The 20,072-nt window shown below is 69.9% G+C and carries 16 protein-coding genes and 1 pseudogene; 9 read left to right on the top strand and 8 right to left on the bottom strand.

Annotation, left to right across the window (positions count from 1 at the left end; all coding sequences use genetic code 11):
* Positions 1 to 129: 129 nt before the first annotated feature.
* The 3 genes from ACO1BR_RS20950 to ACO1BR_RS20940 all read right to left on the bottom strand — a co-directional run bounded on the left by ACO1BR_RS20950 (position 130) and on the right by ACO1BR_RS20940 (position 2,453).
* The gene (locus ACO1BR_RS20950; RefSeq protein ID WP_426796597.1) at positions 130 to 843 is read right to left on the bottom strand and encodes a VC0807 family protein; all 714 of its coding nucleotides are present in this window, start codon (positions 841 to 843) and stop codon (positions 130 to 132) included.
* Complete coding sequence (locus tag ACO1BR_RS20945) at positions 840 to 1,484, bottom strand: TetR/AcrR family transcriptional regulator (protein ID WP_426796596.1); 645 nt, start codon at positions 1,482 to 1,484, stop codon at positions 840 to 842. Before ACO1BR_RS20945 ends, ACO1BR_RS20950 begins: the two co-directional genes overlap by 4 nt.
* A 135-nt stretch (positions 1,485 to 1,619) precedes the next feature.
* Positions 1,620 to 2,453 (bottom strand): SDR family NAD(P)-dependent oxidoreductase, encoded by an 834-nt coding sequence (locus ACO1BR_RS20940; RefSeq protein WP_426796595.1) that lies wholly within the window; start codon positions 2,451 to 2,453, stop codon positions 1,620 to 1,622.
* Positions 2,454 to 2,498: 45 nt separating this feature from the next.
* On the opposite strand from ACO1BR_RS20940, the gene ACO1BR_RS20935 reads away from it, so the two are divergent.
* Positions 2,499 to 3,107, top strand: a complete 609-nt coding sequence (locus ACO1BR_RS20935; protein WP_426796594.1) for a TetR/AcrR family transcriptional regulator — start codon at positions 2,499 to 2,501, stop codon at positions 3,105 to 3,107.
* A gap of 347 nt (positions 3,108 to 3,454) precedes the next feature.
* Here the strand turns inward: ACO1BR_RS20935 and ACO1BR_RS20930 are convergent, their stop codons facing one another.
* Entirely contained in the window at positions 3,455 to 3,886 is a 432-nt protein-coding gene (locus tag ACO1BR_RS20930) for a nuclear transport factor 2 family protein (RefSeq protein ID WP_426796593.1), read from the bottom strand.
* Between the two features lie 132 nt (positions 3,887 to 4,018).
* Between ACO1BR_RS20930 and ACO1BR_RS20925 the strand changes: the two genes are divergently transcribed.
* From ACO1BR_RS20925 to ACO1BR_RS20910, 4 genes are all read left to right on the top strand, one after another.
* Entirely contained in the window at positions 4,019 to 4,588 is a 570-nt protein-coding gene (locus ACO1BR_RS20925; RefSeq protein WP_426796592.1) for a PadR family transcriptional regulator, read from the top strand.
* A complete protein-coding gene (locus ACO1BR_RS20920) occupies positions 4,575 to 5,396 on the top strand; it encodes an SGNH/GDSL hydrolase family protein (RefSeq protein WP_426796591.1) in 822 nt (273 codons plus the stop codon). The genes ACO1BR_RS20925 and ACO1BR_RS20920 overlap by 14 nt, the downstream gene beginning before the upstream one ends.
* 422 nt (positions 5,397 to 5,818) lie before the next feature.
* Positions 5,819 to 7,204 carry a (2,3-dihydroxybenzoyl)adenylate synthase gene (locus ACO1BR_RS20915; protein ID WP_426796590.1) on the top strand — a complete coding sequence of 462 codons (1,386 nt, stop codon included), beginning with the start codon at positions 5,819 to 5,821 and terminating at the stop codon, positions 7,202 to 7,204.
* A gap of 317 nt (positions 7,205 to 7,521) precedes the next feature.
* Positions 7,522 to 7,752 carry a hypothetical protein gene (locus ACO1BR_RS20910; RefSeq protein ID WP_426796641.1) on the top strand — a complete coding sequence of 77 codons (231 nt, stop codon included), beginning with the start codon at positions 7,522 to 7,524 and terminating at the stop codon, positions 7,750 to 7,752.
* 20 nt (positions 7,753 to 7,772) lie between these two features.
* Here the strand turns inward: ACO1BR_RS20910 and ACO1BR_RS20905 are convergent.
* A pseudogene (locus tag ACO1BR_RS20905) lies at positions 7,773 to 8,033 on the bottom strand (IS5/IS1182 family transposase); the annotation flags it as partial.
* A gap of 229 nt (positions 8,034 to 8,262) precedes the next feature.
* On the opposite strand from ACO1BR_RS20905, the gene ACO1BR_RS20900 reads away from it, so the two are divergent.
* The 3 genes from ACO1BR_RS20900 (at position 8,263) to ACO1BR_RS20890 (ending at position 13,038) form a co-directional block, all read left to right on the top strand.
* Positions 8,263 to 8,832: a cysteine hydrolase family protein gene (locus tag ACO1BR_RS20900; protein WP_426796589.1), complete on the top strand. Its 570-nt coding sequence runs from the start codon at positions 8,263 to 8,265 to the stop codon at positions 8,830 to 8,832.
* Positions 8,833 to 9,053: 221 nt separating this feature from the next.
* Positions 9,054 to 9,977, top strand: coding sequence for an LLM class F420-dependent oxidoreductase (locus ACO1BR_RS20895; protein WP_426796588.1), 924 nt, complete (start codon positions 9,054 to 9,056; stop codon positions 9,975 to 9,977).
* Between the two features lie 385 nt (positions 9,978 to 10,362).
* Positions 10,363 to 13,038 carry a glycosyl hydrolase gene (locus tag ACO1BR_RS20890; protein ID WP_426796587.1) on the top strand — a complete coding sequence of 892 codons (2,676 nt, stop codon included), beginning with the start codon at positions 10,363 to 10,365 and terminating at the stop codon, positions 13,036 to 13,038.
* A 76-nt stretch (positions 13,039 to 13,114) separates the two neighbouring features.
* Here the strand turns inward: ACO1BR_RS20890 and ACO1BR_RS20885 are convergent, their stop codons facing one another.
* Together ACO1BR_RS20885 and ACO1BR_RS20880 are read right to left on the bottom strand one after the other, a co-directional pair.
* Positions 13,115 to 13,264 (bottom strand): hypothetical protein, encoded by a 150-nt coding sequence (locus ACO1BR_RS20885; protein WP_426796586.1) that lies wholly within the window; start codon positions 13,262 to 13,264, stop codon positions 13,115 to 13,117.
* A 563-nt stretch (positions 13,265 to 13,827) separates the two neighbouring features.
* A complete protein-coding gene (locus ACO1BR_RS20880) occupies positions 13,828 to 15,162 on the bottom strand; it encodes an alpha/beta fold hydrolase (protein ID WP_426796585.1) in 1,335 nt (444 codons plus the stop codon).
* A 67-nt stretch (positions 15,163 to 15,229) separates the two neighbouring features.
* Here ACO1BR_RS20880 and ACO1BR_RS20875 point away from each other — a divergent pair, with 67 nt between their 5' ends.
* The gene (locus ACO1BR_RS20875) at positions 15,230 to 15,862 is read left to right on the top strand and encodes a TetR/AcrR family transcriptional regulator (protein WP_426796639.1); all 633 of its coding nucleotides are present in this window, start codon (positions 15,230 to 15,232) and stop codon (positions 15,860 to 15,862) included.
* A 1,126-nt stretch (positions 15,863 to 16,988) separates the two neighbouring features.
* Here the strand turns inward: ACO1BR_RS20875 and helR are convergent.
* Positions 16,989 to 19,139, bottom strand: coding sequence for an RNA polymerase recycling motor ATPase HelR (helR, locus tag ACO1BR_RS20870; RefSeq protein ID WP_426796584.1), 2,151 nt, complete (start codon positions 19,137 to 19,139; stop codon positions 16,989 to 16,991).
* Positions 19,140 to 20,072: the final 933 nt, after the last annotated feature.

The raw sequence follows: 20,072 nt of genomic DNA, 5'->3' as shown, positions 1-20,072 counted from the left end.
CCTGCCGCACCCCGGCCGACGGACAACACCAACCCATCCCTGCGAGTAACAGACAGACAAGGACCGGCCCTCGCGGGATGAGCACCTCCACGGGATGATCCCCCCCGACGTCGGTGCCCGTGGCTCTCCCTACAGCTTGAGGCCGTGCCGGGTGATGTACCAGTTGTGGAACGTGAGCAGCCCGCCGAGCAGCACCAGCCAGAGCACGGTGCTGGCCAGCGGGAAGGCGTCCACCGGGATCGTGTACGCCAGCACCACCCGCAGTACCGCGTCGAGCAGGAAGACCGCGCCCCACACCGCCGTGACCAGTCGCAGGTGGTGACGGAACATCGGTTCCACATCCCACCGCGCCTCCCATTCGACCAGTCCGGCCTCGCCGACCTTGGCGATGACGATGCCGCGCGAGGTCGTCATGATGAACGGACGCCGGGTGAGCAGGGTGCCGAGCACCCAGAGTCCGATCGCGGCGGTCAGCCAGCTGTCCCTGATCATCAGCACCCGTGGGCTGCCGGTGATCAGGGACAGCAGCGTTCCGACCACCACCAGGCTCAGCGTGAACACCGCCATCGCCTCCACCCGCCGCTGCCGCACGATGCCGTAACCGATCCACGGCAGCAACAGCAGGCCGCCTACGGCCATCGAGAGCCACTGGCCGGCGCCGGCCGCGCGCAGCCCGTAGTAGGAGCCGAGCGGGATGACGAGTTCGAAGAGCAGCTGCGCGGCGAGTCGACGGCGCAGCGCCGCGGTGCGGCGTCGGGCGGGCGCTGCGGTGCCCCCGTCGGTGTCGGTCTGCGGTGCCTGCTGTGTTGCCATGGCGCGTTCCCCCGTTTTCGCTGTGGTCATGACGTGCTTCTGGTGGCCCGGTCGAACAGGTCGGCCAACTCCCGGCCGGCGGCCCGTACATCGAGATCGGGATCGTGGGTGGCGCGGCGTACCACGTCGTCGATGGCGGCGCGGATCGCGCGCATCATCACCCACGGGTCGAAGTCGCAGAACTCGCCCGCGCGTTGCCCCTTGCGGATCTGCTCCACCTGAACGGCGAGGTTCGCCTCCGTGGTGTCGAGGAAGGCGGCCATGCCGGGGGAGCCGCCGGGGAGGTTGGTGAGGATCTCGGTGATCGCCGCGAGGTGGTTCGGGTACTCGGCGCACAGATCGAGGTTGCCCTCGATGGAGGCGCGCAGGCGGGCCGCGTAGCTCTCGTGGGCCTCGATGCGGGGGCGGAGGTGACCCTCCGCGATCCGCAGTACCTCGGCGACGACCTCGCGCATCAGGTCGTCCCGCCCGTCGAAGTGGTAGGAGATCATCCCCGTGCTGCTCAGCCCGGCGCGCTCGGCGATCTTCGCGAACGAGGCCCGGTGGTAACCGACTTCGGCGATGACGTCGATCGCCGCGGTGACGATCTGGGCGCGACGGCCCGTCTCCGTGAAGGAGCGCTTGGCCTTGCCGCCCGCATTTTGCTTGGACGAGCTCTTCCTTGCTTGCATGAGCAAGACGGTAGCGAGGTTTGCTCGCCCAAGCAAGACGGTGTACGGATGCGGGCGGGACGGCACGGCCCTGCCGGTCCGCGACCCGGCCGGACTTCCCGGACCGGTTCGGTCAGGACTGGGCGGCCCGCCGGGTCAGGACCCGAGGTAGTCGGTCACCGCGGCGGTCGGCTCCAGAGCGTCGAGTTCGGAGAGTCGCGCCGTGTAGTGGGCGCGGAGCACGCCGAAGGCGTCCGGGCCGAGCGGCAGTCGTCGCGGGGGCTGCGGCGACAGGACCGCGTCGAGGATGGCCTGGGCGGCGCGCGCGGGGTTGCCCCGCTGGGTGCCGTGGTGGGCGAGGAACGCGTTGCGGGGTGGCCCGACGATCGACCGGTACTCGGGAAGCTGGTCGGTCAGGCGCAGCGACCGTCCGCCGAAGTCCGTGCGGAACGCGCCGGGTTCGACGATCGTGAGGTGGATGCCGAACGGTGCGACTTCGGCCGCGATCGAGTCCGACACGGCTTCGAGGGCCGCCTTGGGGCCCGCATACGCCGCGCCGCCGAGCCCGGAGGTGACACCGACGATCGACGACATCTGCACGATGCGCCCCCAGCTCCGCTCGCGCATGAAGGGCAGGAGAGCGCGGGTCAGTTCAAGGCCGCCGAAGAGGTTGACCTCGAATGCCTCACGCAGTTGCCCATCGGTGGCCTCCTCGAAGGCGCCGATGAGCCCGTAGCCGGCGTTGTTCACCAGGACGTCGATCCCGGCCCGTGCGATGTCGGCGATCGTCGCCCGTGCTCCCACCGGGTCGGACAGGTCCAGCTCGACCGCGCGCACCCGGTCGGCGGCTCGGCTGACGAGACGGTCCAGCCGTGCCGCATCGCGAGCGGTCGCGATGACCTCGTCCCCCCGCGCGATCGCGGCTTCGGCAACTGCCGCTCCCAGGCCCGAACTGGCGCCTGTCACCAGCCAGCGCAACTGTCCATCCATGGCTCCGCCTTTCAAGATTCTTACCATGCTGGTAAACTTTCTATCATGGTAGGTATTCGTGAGCGCAAGCGAGCAGAGACGCGGCAGCGGATCTCCGACTGCGCGACCCGACTGTTCGAGCGGCGAGGGTTCGAGTCGGTGACGCTCGCCGACGTCGCCGCCGCCGCTGACGTGTCGGTCAAGACGGTCGTCAACTACTTCGGCGCGAAGGAGGAGTTGTTCTTCGATGCCGAGCCGGCTGTTCTGGAGCAGCTGGTGGCAACGGTCGCCGATCGCGGGACCGCCTCCGCGACCACCGCGATCCGCCCCCTGGTGGTGAGCAGCCCCATCCTCGCCGGCCCGTGCTCATGGGGAGCGGTCGACGAAGCGATGTGGGCCGCCATGCGCACCTTCGCGCAGTGCGAACGGGACTCACCGACACTGACCGCCCGACGGGCTTCCCTCCTCCAGTCGTGGCTCACACCGCTGGGGGAGGCGAGCGGATCGACGGCGTGGGCTGCGGCGGCGACGGGTGTACTCATCCTGCGGCACTCGGTCGTCCAGGACGGGCTCCTTGCGGGACGCTCGCCGGTCAGTGTCCGTCGGCGACTCAATGCCACGGTGGGTGCAGCGCTCGATGCCCTTGAGCGGGGTTTCGCGGACGACGCGTCCTGATCGCGCGGCAGGCATCAACCGATGGCACCGGCACTCGGCTCACCGGGGGCCGACGAACCCCGGGCGTGAGGAGGGACGCCACGCTGCCCTACCGCAATGCCTGGTCGCCCGTGGCTGGTTGCCGGTACGGGTGCGGCAGTGGCGCGAGACGTACGGCGGTACGGCCACCGGGTTGTGTGTCACGTCGGTGTGGACGGAGGCGTCTTGGATCTGCGGTTACCGACCCCTCGAACGCGATCCGGTGAGGTGCCGAGCGGCCGGGTTTTCCCTTGTGCGTGCCCTGGTCGTGCCCGCCATCGTGGCCGCGGTGGCGATCGCTCTCCGGCGGGCGAACCAGGGAACCCACGTCACCGATCGGCGGGCGCGGGGACCAGACCGTCATCGATCAGCCCGGCGAGAACCGCCTCGCCCAGGGCGTGGACGGCGGACTGCGGCCGGACCATGACGGTGAACTCCTTGATCCGGCCGTCGTCGTCGAAGTGCAGCAGGTCGATGCCGTGGATCTGCTTGCCGCCCACGGTGGTGCGGAAGAGCAGGACCGTCGACGGAGAAGCGGTGCCGTCGGCGCTCGTCTCGGCGGTGCCGGCGAACTGGCCGATGTAGCGGAAGTTCTCGAAGGTACGGAGCAGGACTCCGAAGAGGCCCAGCACCATCGGCTTGCCCTCGAAGGGCTGGAACTTCACGGGGCTGTACAGGTGAACGTCGTCGGTGAACAGGTCCTCCATCGCTGCGAGGTCGCGGCGGTCGACGGCGGCGCGGAAGCGTTCTGCTGCGTTCATGACGTCCCCTCATGCTCATGGATAAGACCAATCAGATTCATGAGTATCATGAGAGGTGGAACCGCGGACAGCGCCAAGCAGGACGAAGAACACGTAGAACCACGAAGGACACGAAGAAGCGGAGGCGATCCGATGGCCTTGCGTCATGCCGTGCTGGCGGCGCTGCTCGACGAGGAGCTGAGCGGATACCAGCTGACCAAGGCGTTCGACCTCGGGGTGGCGAACTTCTGGCACGCACAGCCACAGCAGTTGTACGCCGAGCTGACCCGGCTGGAGAAGGACGGGCTGGTCACAGGCCGCGAAGTCGTCCAGGACACCCGGCCCAACAAGCGCCTGTTCCAGGTCACCGACGCCGGCCTGGCCGAACTGGAACACTTCACCGCCACCGTCGGCAAGTCCTCCTTCATCCGCGACGACCTGCTGGTCAAGGTCCAGGCCGCCGACCACGTCGACATCGAGGAGCTGACGGCGCGGCTCACCGAGCGCGCCGCCTTCGCCCAGACCAGGATCGACCTGTTCGGCAAGCTGCTGCACACCATGCGCGGCGACCGCACCGAAGCGGAGTTCCTACGCCACAGCGAGCGCATCGGCCCCTACCTGACCTGCCTTCGTGGGCTCGCCTTCGAGCAGGGCAACCGTGACTGGTGCGAGCGCACCAGCACGATCCTGCGGGAAAGGCAGGCGGACCGTGCCCGGTACTGATCCGCGATACGCGCGCTACGTCGCCCTCGGCGACAGCCAGACCGAGGGACTCGGCGACGGCGACGACACAGCGGGGCTGCGCGGCTGGGCCGACCGGCTCGCCGAACACCTCGCACCGCACAACCCCGGTCTGCGGTACGCCAACCTGGCCGTACGAGGATGCCTGGCCCGCCACGTCCACACCGAGCAACTCGCCCCTGCCCTCGCACTGCGGCCCGACCTGGCCACCGTGGTCGCGGGGGTCAACGACCTGCTGCGGCCGCGGTTCGACGCCGACGAGGTCGCCGGCCACCTGGAGGCGATGTTCGCCGCGCTCACCGCCCAGGGCGCTCGCGTCGCCACTCTCACCTTCCCCGACATCGCACGCATCACCCCGCTCGCCCGGCCGCTCAGTCGCCGCGTCAGCACGCTCAACGACCGCATCCGCCAGGCGGCCCGACGCCACGGCGTCACCGTCGCCGAGACCAGCCACCACCCCGTGGTCACCGACCCCCGCCTGTGGAGCCCGGACCGCCTCCACGCCAGCCCACTCGGCCACCAGCGGATCGCCGCCGCCGTCGCCCACGCCCTCGCACTGCCCGGCAGCGACGACACCTGGACACACCCCCTGCCCCCTCTCGCAACGCCCGCACCCACCGGATGGAACGCCGCCGTCGCCGAACTGCGCTGGGCCGCCGCGTTCCTCGGACCCTGGCTGGGCAGACGCCTGCGCGGCCGCTCAAGCGGCGACGGCCACACCGCAAAACGCCCTCACCTCCTCGCCGTACAGACTCCTCCTGGCCCAGGCCGCAATGAGGAGCGGAGCTGAACAGGTCCGGAGACCGCACGAGCAGCCGGTGGGGACAGCCGAGGCTCCGGCCGGCACCGGCGGATCCGCGCCCCGGCCCGGCCCGCATCGCCGGCATCGTGGGTCAGGGTCGGGCCCCAGGTCTGCTCGATGAGCTGTGAGCGGTGCTCGAACCCCGACCATTCCTCCTGGTCAGCGGCGCTCATTGGACTTTCTGCTGAGGGAGTTCCAGGTCCATGGTCGGGAACGCGCATTGCGTAGAGGGGTGTTGAGAGATTGGGTGGTCAAGGTCAAGAGGAAGGGGCCGCCCCGGCGTTGAGAAGGGGGCGATGGGGGTGATGGAGGCCGGGGCGCGGCCGTCGAGGTCACCGCTGCCGCGTCCCGTCACGGCGACACGCGACCCGCACGGCTTCCGGTTCAGAACGCGGCACAGGAGAAGGCGAATGTCATCCATGCTCGGCGGCTGCACTCCCTGGCCCGAGGAGTTCGTCGACCGCTACTGGGCGGCCGGACACTGGCGTGGCAACACGCTGGACAACCTGTTGCGCGGCTGGTCCCTGCAGTACGGACCGCGAACCGCGCTCGTGCACGGCGGCACCCGCATCACGTACGCGAACCTGAACCGGCGCGTGGACCGCATGGCCGCCGGATTCCGGCTGCGCGGCCTCCGGCCCGGGCAACGGCTCGTCGTCCAGCTACCCAACGTTCCCGAGTTCGTGATCACCGTCTTCGCGCTGATGCGCGTCGGCGCGCTCCCCGTGTTCTGCCCGGTCTCGCACCGCACGCCCGAGGTGTCCCGCCTCGTGCGGATCACCGAGGCGACCGGCTACGTCGGTCCCTCGACGTACCAGGGCTTCGACCACACGGCGATGGCCGCGGACATCGCGGCCCAAGGGCCCTTTCTGCGACGGGTGTTCACCCATGAGGCGCCGGGCACCGCGTCCCCGTACGGCGGCCTTTCGGCCGACCGGTCGGGCTGCCACTACTTCCCCCTGGGCTCCATCGACGCCCCGCCCGCGCCGGCGCGGGCGCAGAGCGCCGACCAGGTGGCGTTCTTCCTGCTCTCCGGTGACACCACCGCGCCCAGGATCGTTCCGCGCACCCACAACGACTACGCCTACCAGGCACGGGCCGCCGCCGAGCTGGTGTCGCTCACCGAGAACGACGTGTATCTCGCCGCGCTGCCCGCCGAGTCCAACTTCGTCCTCGGCTGCCCCGGCATCGTCGGGACCCTCTCCGTCGGCGGCACCGTCGTCCTGGTCGAGAACCCGGATCCCGCCGCATGCCTTCCGGCCATCGGACGAGAGCGGGTCACCATCACATCGGTGGTGCCCGCCGCCGCCCGGCTCTGGCTCGACCTACTTCCCACGGTCCAGGCCGACTTGAGCAGTCTGCGTCTCGTGCAGATCGTTGGCGCGCCCTTGGACCGGCCGACCGCCGAACGGACAGGACAGGCATTGGGCTGTCGTCTGCAGCAGGTCTTCGGCAGGGCTGAGGGGCCGCTCACCCTCACCCGGCCCGCCGATCCGGACGAGAGCGTGCTCACCACGCAGGGCCGCCCGCTCTCGCCCGACGACGAGATCCGCATCGTCGACGTCGACGGCAAGGACGTGCCCGACGGGGAGCCCGGGGAACTCCTCGCCCGCGGCCCGTATACCCTGCGGGGCTACTATCGGGCGCCCGACCACAACGCACGCTCCTTCACCACCGACGGCTACTTCCGCACCGGTGACCGCGCGCGGCGCACCTCGGACGGGAACCTGGTGGTGACCGGCCGCCTCAAGGACGCCCCGCTGCGGGCCGACCACGAAGATCCATCCAGCCTGTGATGGAAGGCCGGCCGCCGGCCTTCACGACCACCACCGGGTACGTGAATGACTGAACCGGTTTCGAGCAGGTCAGGGCCCGCACGATGCCGGCCCGGGTGGGGGCTGTACGTGGAGTGACGGCTCAGGCGTGTCCGGCGGGTCTGCTGCTTGGCCGCTGGTACTGCCCTGCGCTCGTTGGCCTGCTGCCTGGGCGACTGTTCGCGATCGAGGTTGACCTTTTCGGCGGCCCCAAGCGAGTGATAGCGGCGATCCACCCGTGTCTCCACGACCGGACAGTCGTAGTCAGTTCCCAACGTTTCCTAAGTGAAGGGAAGTTCATGCGAGGCATCGCCACGGTCGCCCTCAGTGCCGCCGCACTCCTCGCTCTCGGCGCCCCCGCCGCCAACGCCGAAGGCGACCCGGCCAAGATCGAACCAGGTAAGAGTCTGACCAATGCGATCGGCACACTGTTCGACCCGGGTACTCCCGGTGGCAAGGTGGACCAGGCCGTGGGATCGACCGCGAGTGGGGTGGGGGATGGGCTCAAGGGCCTGCTCAGCTCAAGCTGACAACGGTCCGACGGGTATCGGCGGAGCCACAGCCGGATTGCAATGACGGTGACCGCTCCGTGAAAGACGTACGCCCTTGTGTCGTATCGGGTCGCTGTGACTCGGATGCTTCTGAGAGCGTTGACGGCCCGCTCGACTTCGTGCCTGCGGGCGTCGCGCGCCCGGTCGAAGTCGGCGGGGCGTCTGCCTCGGCCGACGTGCGGTTGGTGGTTGGCCCGCTGGTCCCGGCGTTCGGGGATCGTGTGCTGGATCTGCAGTCGCCGCAGGTACTGCCGGTTCTGGCCGGCGCCACAGACCAGGGACGGGGACGGTGACCGCACCGTGTACCGACGTCGTCATGGGGCGGCGTCGGACGGTGACCGTGGAGTTCTGACGGCAATCGTGCCCGTGGCCGCGGTCTTCTTGGGCCGGCGGGGAACGGTCGTGGTGCTGCCGGGCGTTCGTACACCGTGGAGCGGGTCACGCCGAACGGTTCGGCGACGTTCCCCGGAGAAGACAAGGACAGCGACCATGGCACACAGCGCCCTCCTCGTGATGGACGTCCAACGGGACATCGTGGATATCGTGGACGACGGCTCGGGATATCTGGTGCGCCTGCGCAGGGCGATCGACGGTGCCCGGGCGGCCGGTATCCCCGTGATCTACGTGGTCATCGGGTTACGTCCGATCAGCGCCGACGTCAGTACGCGTAACAGGGTGCTTTCCGCAGCGGTGCGGGAGGGCCGGTACGTCGTGGGGGACCCCGGTACGGAGATCCACCAGGACGTTGCACCCGAGGAGGGGGACGTGGTGGTCACCAAGAGGCGGGCAAGCGCCTTCTCGGGCAGCGATCTCGACCTGGTGCTCAGGTCCCGTGGCATCGACAGCCTTGTTCTCACCGGCATCGCCACCAGCGGTGTGGTGCTGTACACCCTGTGCCAGGCCAACGACATGGACTTCGGCCTCACCGTCCTGGCGGATGGCTGCCTGGACACCGACCCCGGGGTGCACCGGACCCTCACGGAAAAGCTGTTCCCGCAGTGGGCGGATGTGGTGACCGTCGAGGACTGGCTGGAAGCCACTGCACCACAGCAAGTGTGACGTGAGGGAACACCCGCGCTTGAGTCCGCGGTCCGTTCTCAAGACTCGGGGGCCTGGTGCGGTCGAAACCGGCCCACCGTAACGCCCCCGAGGCCAAGGTGTGGCTGGGTGAACGTCGGCTTCTTCAGGAGCAGTTCACCCAGCCCGGCTCCTCATCCTGAATCCCCGAGCCGCTACGCGAGAACCGGAATACCCGGCCGGCTCCGCTGGTTTGCAGCGTCATGGTGACAGGAGTAGCGCTCAACGCGATCGATGCCGACAACCAGATCGACGCCACCGTGCGGCTCGCGCACGAGGCCGCGGCCGCCGGACTGCGGTCTGCCTGGTTCGGGCAGACCTTCGGTGTGGACTCACCCCAGCTCGCGGCGGTCGTCGGGCGGGAAGTGCCCGGCCTGCACGTGGGTACGTCCGCCATTCCCGTTTTCGGCCGCCACCCGCTGGTGGTCTCCAGCCAGGCTCTGACGGCCCAGGCGGCTACGCACGGCCGTTACCACCTCGGTTTGGCGCTCGGTACCAAGCTCCTGACCGAGGGGGGCTTCGGTGTCCCCTTCGAGCGACCCGTCGCGCGACTGCGTGAATTCCTCACCGCGCTGCGGCAGTTGACCGAGACCGGTACCGCCGACTTCCACGGCGAACTGCTCACCGCGAGGACTCCGATCCCCGCCCGGGTGCCGGGCGCCGAGGCGGGCGTGCCGTTGCTCGTCGCCGCGATGGGGCCCCAGGCGCTACGCGCCAGCGGTGAGTTGGCGGATGGGATTCTGCCCTATCTGGCCGGGCCGCGCGCCCTGAGCGAGCACATCGTTCCGGCCGTCACGGCGGCCGCATCGGCGGCCGGCCGGCCCGCGCCCCGGATCGTCGCGCTGGTGCAGGGCGTGGTGACCGACGATGTGGACTCCGTGCGGGAGAAGGCCGTCGAGCAGCTCGCGTTCTACGAGCAGATTCCGTCCTATGCGCGGGTCATCGGACTCTCCGGCGGCCGACGGGCCGCCGATGTGGCGGTGATCGGCGACGAGAAGACGGTCGCCGCCGAGGTGCAGCGCTATCGGGACGCCGGGGCGACGGAGGTGGTGTTCTCCGGGACGGAGATCGCCGGAGACGCCGACCGGCGCCGTACGTGGGCACTGCTCGGGGAACTCGCCGGGTGAGCGCCGGTGGGCGGCGGGACCTGACGGCCGCGGGGTGTCCGGCACGTGCGTGAGCGATGCGTGAGGGGACGGGGGAAGATGAGGAGCCGCAAGCGGCACCGGCGCCCCACCGGCACGGCACCCCCACCGGCGCCGCCGTCCGCTCGCCAGCCGCTGTGCCGGACTCGCTCGGGTTGCCGGCAGCCGTTCCCGCCGGCTCCGCCGGCACCGTGAATAACATCAACTTGCAGTTATTAACGGGAAGTTAGGGGAAGTTCGAGCCAGGCGGGCCGCAAACGTAAACTCCGCACCATTTTTCCTGCGGCCCCCTTCGCAGCGCTGTCGCGGGCACGCCAAGATCTCCTCCGCGTCGAGCCCCCCATACTCGGCGCAGGGAGGAGAGGGCATGGTGCCCCAACGGCATCGTCGGCGGTTCATCACCTGCGCCGCCGTCGCCGCCGCGTTCGGACTGGCGACCACCCAGTCGTTCGCAGCGTCAGGTGAGTCCAGACCCCGGCCCTGGAACGCGCGCCACCAGGCCGACATCGGTCGGCAGCACATCAAGGCGGCGCACGCCGGTCGGGGAAAGTCCGCTGCCGCCACCCCGGGCAGCTCGGAGGGCGATTCCGACGAGGCGGAGAACTCCGCCGAAGCCACTGCACAGTTCACCGAGGCACGCACGGCCCCCGGCGTGGTCGCGCCGGGGGCCTACGGGGCCGCTTGGCAGCAGCTCCAGTCGATGCGCCACACACCAGGCAACTGGGATCACGTCACCAAGAAGGCGTACAACGCCGACGACCCCCGCTACCGCGACGTGAACTCCAACTCCAGCGGCGGCTTCGGGAAGGTGACCGGCCGGATCACCGGGATCGCCGCCGACGACCAGGGGTATGTGTATGCGGGCGGCGCCAACGGCGGCGTCTTCCGGTCGAAGACCGGCGGCGGACACTGGGAGCCGATCGCCGACGCACTTCCCTCGCTGTCCACGGGGACCCTGGCCCTGGACGGCAAGAAGCGCCTCTGGTACGCCACCGGCGAGTCGAACACCGGGGCAACCGCCTTCGTCGGTACCGGCGTCTACGTTCTGGGCGATCCGCGGCACGGGCAGTTCCGGCCCGGCAACCGGGTGGGCGGTGCCGAGCTGGAGAGCACCGTCATCCACGCGTTGCGGTTCGTGGGCGGCACGGTCTGGGCGGCGACCAGCCGCGGCGTGTGGTCGCACTCGACCACCACCCTGTCCGGTCCGTGGAAGCTGGAGTTCGCTCCCAACCCGGACTATCTGCCGGGCGGTTCGAAGGCATCCGACCCGAGCGCCCCGTACAAGAACATCGCCAACGACATCGCCGTCGACCCGAAGGACCCGTCCAAGGTCCTGCTCGCCGTCGGTTGGCGCGGCGGAGACACCTACAACGGGCTGTACGCCAAGCAGGACGACGGCTGGAAGCCGGTCAGCGGGCTCGGCGACCTGCCGACCGTCAGTGCCGACGTCGGCAACATGACGTTCGCCGCCGCTGCCGACGGCTCGCGGCTGTACGCCATCGACCAGTCGCCGGCGCAGACCACCGCCAACCCGGACAGCGGCCTCAAGGGCGTGTACGTGTCGAAGAACGGTTCGCCGTTCGGGCCGTGGACGCAGATCGCCGACTACACCAAGCTCAAGGCATCCGGGTCCGCGCTGCAGAGCGCGGGCTACCAGCCCGGCATCCAGTCCTGGTACAACCAGTTCCTCCAGGTCGACCCCGCCAACGCCGACCACGTGTACCTGGGCCTGGAAGAGGTCTTCGAGACCAAGAACGGCGGTACGAGCTGGACCACACCCGGACCGTACTGGAACTTCCCCTTCCCCTGCTGGAGCATCGACCCGGCCAAGCAGACCGGTGACTGCTCGCAGACCACCCACTCCGATCAGCACGCGGTCGCGATCGGCAGCTACCACGGCAGGACCTGGGCGTACGTCGGCAACGACGGCGGCATATACCGCCGTCCGTTCAACGGTGCGGTCGACTCGGGCGGCCACGCGAAGGACTGGCAGTCCCTCAACGACGGCACCCTCGACACCCTCCAGTACTACTCGGTGGGCGTCGGCAAGGACCTCGCCCATGGCGGCGTCTCGGTGACCGGCGGGCTCCAGGACAACGGCCAGTCGATCCTGCGCGGCCGGGACAAGGTCATGGGATCCAACTTCGGCGGCGACGGCGCCGACACCATCGCCGACCCCGCCAACGGCTGCAACATCGCTGCGGAGTACGTCTACCTCGACATGTGGGTCACCCAGAACTGCGGTGTCAACGACGGCTCGTGGAACACGGACCCGACCAAGGCCACCGAGTACGAGGTCGCGCCGCCGGACAAGGACCTGGGCGGCGCCGGCGCCCGCTTCATCGCCCCGATCACCGCCGACACCAAGGACGGCAACACCTGGGTGGCCGGTGGCCGGCATGTATGGGTGCAGCACAAGGGCTTCGCGATCCGGTCCGGTAAGGAGTGGAAGAACGCCTACGACCTCGGCGACGGCCACGTGGCCACCGCCGTGGCGACCTCGGGCGGCACCGTGTACGCCGGCTGGTGCGGCCCCTGCGACAGCAAGGGCTTCAGCCGGGGCATCGCGGTCGGCAACGCCGACGGCACCGGCTGGCACCAGCTCACGCTCCCGGTCGACGGCACCCTCCCCAACCGCTACATCTCCGGCTTCGAGGTCGACCCGGCCAACGCCCAGCACGTGTATGTGGCCGTCAACGGCTTCTCCCGCAAGTGGACCGAAGGACCCGGCGCGGGCGTCGGCCACGTCTTCGAGTCGAAGAACGGCGGCACCGACTGGACGGACATCTCGGCGAACCTGCCCGACGTTCCCGCCAACACGGTGAAGCTGCTCTCGAACGGCGGTCTCGCCCTCGGCACCGACCTGGCCACCTTCTACCGGCCCGCCGGTGCCACCCGGTGGCAGGTGGCAGGACACAACCTCCCCACTGCGGCCGTGATGCAGCTGCGACTCGGCCCGGACGGCAAGCTGTACGCCGCCACCCACGGTCGCGGCATCTGGTCCCTCGACGTACGGCGCCTCAAGGCCACCCGTAACGACTGACCACGACGGATCCCCGTCACCCGGCGGCCGGTGCGCACCCCACCTGCGGGACGCGCACCGGCCGTGCGCGTCCCGATCACTGCACTGGATACGCCGCCACACTCAGCCGGAGGGTGAAGACAGGAGTCTCGTCCCGCCCCCAGGTCACGGTCACCAGGCCGGTGCGCGCGGCCCGCACGGTGACGCGGGTGGCGCCGTTCCGGCCGGCGGCGGTCGAAGTCACCATGGCCAGCATGGGATTGCTGCTGTGCGGCTGCGGCCAGGCGCTCCCGGAGCGAGGCCCCAGAACCACGGTGACCGTCGCGCCGGCGCGCACACAGAGGTCCCGGACGGAGGCGTCCCCAGGGCCGTGGGTGACGGTGGCGGAGCCGGCGACACAGTCCGGTGACGTGGAGGCCGTCCCGGGGGACGTCGAGGTTCCCGCCGGGGGAGACGGCGCCGGCGTCGCGGTGCGCGGATCGACGGAACGGCGCGACGGCGCGGCGCGCGTCCCCGAGCCGCTGCCGCCGCCCCCGCAGGCGGTCAGGACGCAGGACACGGCAACCAGCACAGCCGCGAACCAAGGCCAGGCCATCCCCTGCGACGCACTGCGCCTCCTGTACTCCGCCGCCACTGCTCCCCCTTCCACCACCGCGCGCCACTGTGACGCGTTGACCTACGGTCCGGTTCCTGGCCGTTGCCCTTCGGATGGCGTGAGTGCGTTCCGACGGATGCCGGAATGCCGAGGGATGCCGGACTGCCGCCGAGGTCCTCCGCGAGCAGACGGTCGCGACCTCGGTCGGGCCGTGTTCATTCGTGGTCGCGCAGGAAGGCGGGGATCTCGTCGCGGGTGGGGTGGTTCGGCAGGGGTGCTGGCTTGCCTTGAAGGAACGAGGTGATGACGGCGGCGGCTCGGTCGTTGTTGTCGTCCAGGCCGTTCCACATGTGATGCCCGACGCCTGGCATGTACTGCGTGCGTTGGATGGCGGGGTCATTGGCAAGGATGGTGGTCGCCCATTGGCGAACCTGGGAAGAGCACTCGGCGATCATCAGCATGGCGGGCGTCTTCGAGCGCCTCAGTTGCGGGACGCTGGAGGGGGAGTCCTGCACCGTCTGCTGGATGCGGAGGCTGGCAGCGGGGCTGAAGGAGAAGTTCTGTGCCGTGTCCTCGGTCGGGATGCGGTGCGCGTCGCGTGCGCAGTAGGCGGACGCGGTGTCGCTGCCGAGGTCTGCGGCGGTGAATGCGTTGTCGCCCTCAGCCTGTCCGATCAGTCCGGTGTCGGGGGTGAGGAGTCCGAGCCGCATGAGTCCGAATGCCGCGGCGTACCGGGGGAGTTGTGTTGATCGTGGTCCGGTCGTGCCCGGTGCGAGGTCGCGTGCGGATGGGCGTCCCTGGTGACCGGCGATCCTCGACGTGGAGCCGTCCATCGGGCCGGGCTCGGCGACGATCGCCCGGTGCAGATGTGCGGCGACGGAGGGGTCGGCCAGGGCACGTGCGAGCACGACCGCGCCTGACGAGAAGCCGAGGACGTCGACCTTGCCCCTGTCCAGACGGTGGGTGAAGGCGTCGAGGTCACGGACTGATCTGGAGATCGTGTACTGGTCCATGGAGAGCAGGTCGCTGCGGCCGCCGCCGGCCTGTTCGTAGGCGTAGACGTCGTAGCCCTGGCGCGCCAGGAGTTGCAGGAACCGGTGGTCGAGTACCGATATGCCGCGGACTGGTCCACCGTTGAGGTACACGAGCGGGATGGGGTGTCGGGTGCCGGGTTCTGCGGGCGGGTAGTGGTAGACCGCGACCTGGCTGCCTGTGGCCAGGGTCCAGTGCTGTGTGGCCACGAACGGCAGGGCGGGCGGGTACCGCCGGGTCGTGGGCACGGTCGGGATGCAGACCGACGCCGTCAGCGCCGCCGCGACAACCACCGGTAGGAACGGCACGAGTCGCGCCGCCCCGGTACGGCTGTGGCCCCGCCACAGTGCGGCGACAGAAGCGACTCCAAGGGTGGTGAGCCATGCGGCGAGTCCCGAGCCGGCCCCGTCCGTGAGGACGATCGATACGAGAAAGACAACAGCCAGCGTTGTGACGGCAGTCAGCGCCAGCAGTAAGCGTCCAGCGAAGCGGATGGGGCGCATGGCGAAGGTGGGCAAGGTGAACCTCCGTGGTTTCAGAACACTGTTTCAAAACGACGTTATCAGAGGGGGTAGGCTTCTCGTCGTGGGTAGGCCCAGGACGAACGACGAGACGGTCAGAGAGCGGCTTGTGGAGTGCGCGACCGAACTGCTCGCCACGGGTCCGCGGGAGTCGGTCACGGTCCGCGCCGTGGCGGCTGCCGCCGGCGCGTCGACGACGGCGGTGTACTCCCTGTTCGGCGGTAAGGACGGGTTGATCGGAGCGGTACGCGACCGAGCTGTCGCCAGCCTGTTCCAGGACCTGTCGGCGGTGCCGACTTCTCAGGAGCCCCTCGCCGACATGTACGCACTGGCCGTCGCGTACCGGCGATGGGGATGCGGACACAGGCACCTGTACATGGTGCTGTTCGGAGGGGTGCAATCCTTCGAGCCGTCGGGTGCGGTCGGCACCCGTGACCCCATCCGGCCGCTCATCGCGGCGATCGACCGGGCTGTGGAAGGGGCCGTCCTCGCCGGCGAAGTGACGTCGATCGCCCTCTCGCTCTGGGTAACCCTGCACGGGCTCGTGACGCTCGAACTGTCTGGGGCCTTCGACGCCCACACGGCCGAGGCCGCATTCCGCTCGACGGTTCACGCCATGCTGCGCGGCTGGACGACTCCCGCAGTGTTCCGCAGTCTTCGGCACGCCGAACCCGGCTCATTGGGTGAGCCCTTGTAAGGGCCTTTGGCAGTGGGAGTTGCCCGGCGTCGCACATCGACGCCGGCAGGCGCTGGACCGTGGTCTTGGGCGGGCCGGTGCGGCGAGTGAGGTCCGTCAGCGGCAGGGGAGCGCTTGCTTCGCCAGTTCGGCAAGCATGACGACGACCCTGCGCACGACACCGGTCATCTGGGGAGTGCCGCCAGGCGGCCCCGACCGGTCAGGAGCCTGGTTCGGCGCTTCGGACGCCACGCTGCACACCACACGCATACCTCCGAGCCAGGCCCGGACGGTCCGCTGCGATCGGGAGGCGATCCACCGCCGGTGACGGCCGGGATCCGCCGTCCCACGGACCCCACCCAGGAGCAACGCCGCGCCTCACACCGCAGAAAACCGTGGGTGGTTGGCGTACGAGCGCCCGGCGCTCTCGGCTGTCGCCGGCCCGATGCGTACCTCCGTACAGAAGGGCGTTCAAGCCACCGGGCGGCTCGCACGTTCCCACCACGGGAATCGGCCGGCTCTCTCCGGTCGACCCCGGCCCACAGGCGAAGACAACCCCTCGCCACCAGCGCACGGATGCACACCTCACGCCCGGCCCGTGGCCGTATGTGCCCATGGCCAGCCCGCTCGACGCACACCCCCGGACGCGCGATGCGCGCCGATGCTTCCCCACTCCCCGAGCCGCTCACCCGAGCCGCTCACCCGGGCCGAAGACGGCTCGTCCGCGGTCACTTCGTTCAGCTCCCGGCGCAGGCGGTCGCGGTGACCACACCCTTGCCCTGCGCCACCCCCATGGTGGAACTCGCACCCAAGTGCGTCCCGGAACCCGACGGCGGTGTTCTGTTCGCTGGTATGCCGTTCCATGCACTGGCGGCGGGGGCGCGACGGCTTCACGCGCCGCTCCAATGCACCCTGCCCAGCCCCTGTGGGCCACCATATGGTGTCAAGAAGCGGGTGCCCTCGGCGAGTTGGCGGCATAGAGGGGTGCCGCACCCGGGTCCGCGGGGGTGATGTCCGGATGCCCGAGATGATCGGCAATGGGACCCCGGAGTGCTACGGGGAACCGGCCAAGCTGGGGCGGGACTGGGGCGCCACGAGGAGCGGCGCCCCAGTGGCGGATCGGGGAGGTGGCCCACAACGGCCGACGTCAGGAGCTCGTCAGGATGACGAGTTGCCGGGTCGCGCGGGTCATCGCGACATAGCGATCGACCGCTCCTTCGATGCCTGCGCCGAACTCCTCCGGATCGACGAGGACGACCAGGTCGAACTCCAGCCCCTTCGACAGTTCCGGGGTCAGCGACTGCACGCGGGTCGTCCCCAGGAACGTGGGATCGCCGATGACGCAGGCGGTCCCATCGGCATGCGCGGCGAGCCAGGCGCCGAGGATCGACTCCCGATCCGCAACGGCTCCGTAGGTGACGGGTACGCCACCGCTGCGGATGGAGGTCGGCACGTTGGCGTCCGGGAGCTCGGCCCGGATGACCGGCTCGGCCTCCGCCATGACCTCTTCCGGCGTACGGTAGTTGACGCTCAGGGAGGCCACCTCGACCCGGTCGAGCCCGATCCGCTTCAGCCGTTCCTGCCACGACTCCGCGAACCCGTGCCTGGCCTGGGCGCGGTCCCCGACGATGGTGAAACTTCGGGACGGACAGCGCAGCAGCAGCATCTGCCACTCCGCGTCGGTCAGTTCCTGCGCCTCGTCCACGACGATGTGCGCGAACGGGCCGGCGAGCCGGTCCGGGTCGGCGCCGGGCACGGCGGTCCGATCGATCAGCCTGTCCCGCAGATCCTGTCCGCGCAGCATCGTCACGGCGCCTTCACCGTCGTCATCGGCCGCCAGCACGTTGTCGATGACGTCGGCCATGCGGGCGCGTTCGGCAGCGACAGCGGCTTCCTGCCGGCGCTTCCGTCGTGCCGCCTCCGGGTCGCCGAGCCGCTGCCGCGCCACGTCCAGGAGCGGCAGATCGGACACCGTCCATGCCTGGGGCGCCTCCTTGCGCTGCAGCCTGCGCACCTCATCGCCGCTGAGCCAGGGAGCGCACAGCCGCAGATATGCGGGGACCGACCACAGGCCACCGACGAGGTCTGCCGCTTCGAGCAGGGGCCACGCGCGGTTGAGGGCGGTGACCAGCTCCTCGTCGTGCCGCAGCGAACTGTGGAAGATGTCGGGCGGGACATCGCCGTCGAGCTTGTCCAGCAGGATCGTGACCAGTTCCTCCCAGATCTGCTCGCGCGCCTCGTTGTGCTCGGTGCCGGGATCCGGCGCGTCGAACGCCTCGGCCCAGTCGTCGGCGCTCAGCCAGATGTCGGCCCAGTCGGTCGTGACCGTCATCCCCTCGGCCGGCGGCTCCTCGTAGAACCGGACGGCCGCCTCGATCGCCTTGACCATGTCCGCGGACGACTTCAGGCGGGCGACGTCCGGGTCGGCCTCGACCGCCGCTCCGGCCCCTTCGGCGACGAGGTCCCGTACGGTGCAGGTCTGCACGCCCTCCTCCCCGAGACTGGGCAGGACGTCCTCGACGTAGGCCAGGTAGGGCTGGTGCGGACCGACGAACAGCACGCCGCCTCGACGGTGGCCGAGGCGAGGGTCGGAGTAGAGGAGGTGAGCGGTCCGATGCAGAGCGACCACGGTCTTGCCCGTGCCCGGACCGCCGTCGACGACGAGAGCGCCCCGGGATCCCGCCCGGATGATGGCGTCCTGGTCGGCCTGGATGGTGGCCAGCACGTCGCGCATCCGGGACGACCGGGTGCTGCCCAGACTGGCGATGAAGGCGGACTGGTCATCCAGCGCGGCATGCCCGTCCAGTCCGTCGGCGGTGAACACCTCGTCCCAGTAGTCGCTGATCCGGCCGCTCGTCCAGCGGTACCTTCGGCGGCTCGCCAACCCCATCGGGTTGGCGTGGGTCGCTGCGAAGAACGATGCGGCCGCGGGGGAGCGCCAGTCGACCAGCAGCCGACGTCCCGTGCTGTCGGTGAGGCCGAGCCGTCCGATGTACACGGGCTCGGGGTCGTCCGCGCCCACGACGCGCCCCAGGCACAGATCCCATCCGAAGCGACGCAGGGCGCGCAGGCGCCCGGTCAGTCGCTGGACCTCCGCGTCCCGGTCCATCGCCTGCCGGCCGATGCCGCCGGGCGCCTTCAGCTCGGCGTCGAGGCGGTCGGACAGTTCGGCTATCGACTGCTCAAGGCTCTCCGCGACGGCCGCGAAGTGCCGCTCGTCGTCGGCTATCAGTGCCGGGTCGGCCTTGGGGGAGAGGCGGTCGGGAAGGTCGAACGCGCTGGTGGTCAGGGGATTCACGTCACCAGCTCCGATCCGAGGTCGCGCCCGCGAGGTCCAACGGCGCATCCGCACGCACCTCGGCGCCGAGCGCCCGCGACCGCGGAGGCAGTCCCACCGACGGCTCGCCACCACCACACGACCCACAGGCCGACAACAACACATGCACTTGGAGAAGCCCCCCATTACCGAAGGTTCTGGCTGAGGTCAGTGATTGTGCGGTATGACCGGGGCCTTGCCGCAAGGCCCCCAGTGCGCTATACGTTGAGAGTGGCAAGGAGTGGTGAGTACTCCCCTCTGCCGTGATCGTCCGCTCTGGACAGACAAGCCCTTCACACGGCGTAACGCGCCGCACCCGGCGATTCACGCGCACTGCGCTCCTCCCGGCGATTCACGACGACCGGCAGCCCGAGCGGAGCGGGCCATCCCCACGGAACATCCGCTCACCCTGGACGGAGTCTGGCTCCACGACACCGGCCTCCCCGGTCCGCAATGAGCTACCTCACCTTCGCCCACGCCTACTTGGACGATCTGGCACCAGACAGCATGGTCGTCCGCCTGCGCATCCACTGCCGACGGGCAATCGGCACGTCCGGGCCACTCCACCGACGGCGAGCCCTCCGCCAACAGCCGCCGTGCGGGCCGGACACCGCTCAGCGCACGCCACGATCCAACCCGCCCCGGTGATCGAAGACCCACTGATACGCCGCCTGCGTCTGCCGCACGACCGCGGTGTCACGGAGCCGGAGCATCGACCAGGTATCCGGAGTCCGCGGCAGCCTCGTGCTGCGCCGGCACCGGTCCCGCCACCACCGGCTCCTCCGGCGCTCCCTCCGGCCCCGGCGCCCCAGACCCTGATGGTCAGGATCTTCACGTCAGTGGGGCTACCGGGAACCGTGAAGGTGAACCGGCCAGGATTCGTGAAGCTCGTCTGCTGGTGCGGCTGCGCAGCCG

This window comes from Streptomyces sp. YGL11-2 (assembly GCF_050054615.1).
Taxonomy (GTDB): Bacteria; Actinomycetota; Actinomycetes; order Streptomycetales; family Streptomycetaceae; genus Streptomyces.
The sequence above is the reverse complement of the archived record's forward strand: the minus strand, read 5'-3'. Positions and strand labels throughout refer to the sequence as shown.

Coding starts and splice junctions, on each gene's coding strand:
- ACO1BR_RS20950 (WP_426796597.1), bottom strand. CDS start 843: ATGACCACAGCGAAAACGGGGGAACGCGCCATGGCAACACAGCAGGCA.
- ACO1BR_RS20945 (WP_426796596.1), bottom strand. CDS start 1,484: ATGCAAGCAAGGAAGAGCTCGTCCAAGCAAAATGCGGGCGGCAAGGCC.
- ACO1BR_RS20940 (WP_426796595.1), bottom strand. CDS start 2,453: ATGGATGGACAGTTGCGCTGGCTGGTGACAGGCGCCAGTTCGGGCCTG.
- ACO1BR_RS20935 (WP_426796594.1), top strand. CDS start 2,499: ATGGTAGGTATTCGTGAGCGCAAGCGAGCAGAGACGCGGCAGCGGATC.
- ACO1BR_RS20930 (WP_426796593.1), bottom strand. CDS start 3,886: ATGAACGCAGCAGAACGCTTCCGCGCCGCCGTCGACCGCCGCGACCTC.
- ACO1BR_RS20925 (WP_426796592.1), top strand. CDS start 4,019: ATGGCCTTGCGTCATGCCGTGCTGGCGGCGCTGCTCGACGAGGAGCTG.
- ACO1BR_RS20915 (WP_426796590.1), top strand. CDS start 5,819: ATGTCATCCATGCTCGGCGGCTGCACTCCCTGGCCCGAGGAGTTCGTC.
- ACO1BR_RS20910 (WP_426796641.1), top strand. CDS start 7,522: ATGCGAGGCATCGCCACGGTCGCCCTCAGTGCCGCCGCACTCCTCGCT.
- ACO1BR_RS20900 (WP_426796589.1), top strand. CDS start 8,263: ATGGCACACAGCGCCCTCCTCGTGATGGACGTCCAACGGGACATCGTG.
- ACO1BR_RS20895 (WP_426796588.1), top strand. CDS start 9,054: ATGGTGACAGGAGTAGCGCTCAACGCGATCGATGCCGACAACCAGATC.
- ACO1BR_RS20890 (WP_426796587.1), top strand. CDS start 10,363: ATGGTGCCCCAACGGCATCGTCGGCGGTTCATCACCTGCGCCGCCGTC.
- ACO1BR_RS20885 (WP_426796586.1), bottom strand. CDS start 13,264: ATGGTGACTTCGACCGCCGCCGGCCGGAACGGCGCCACCCGCGTCACC.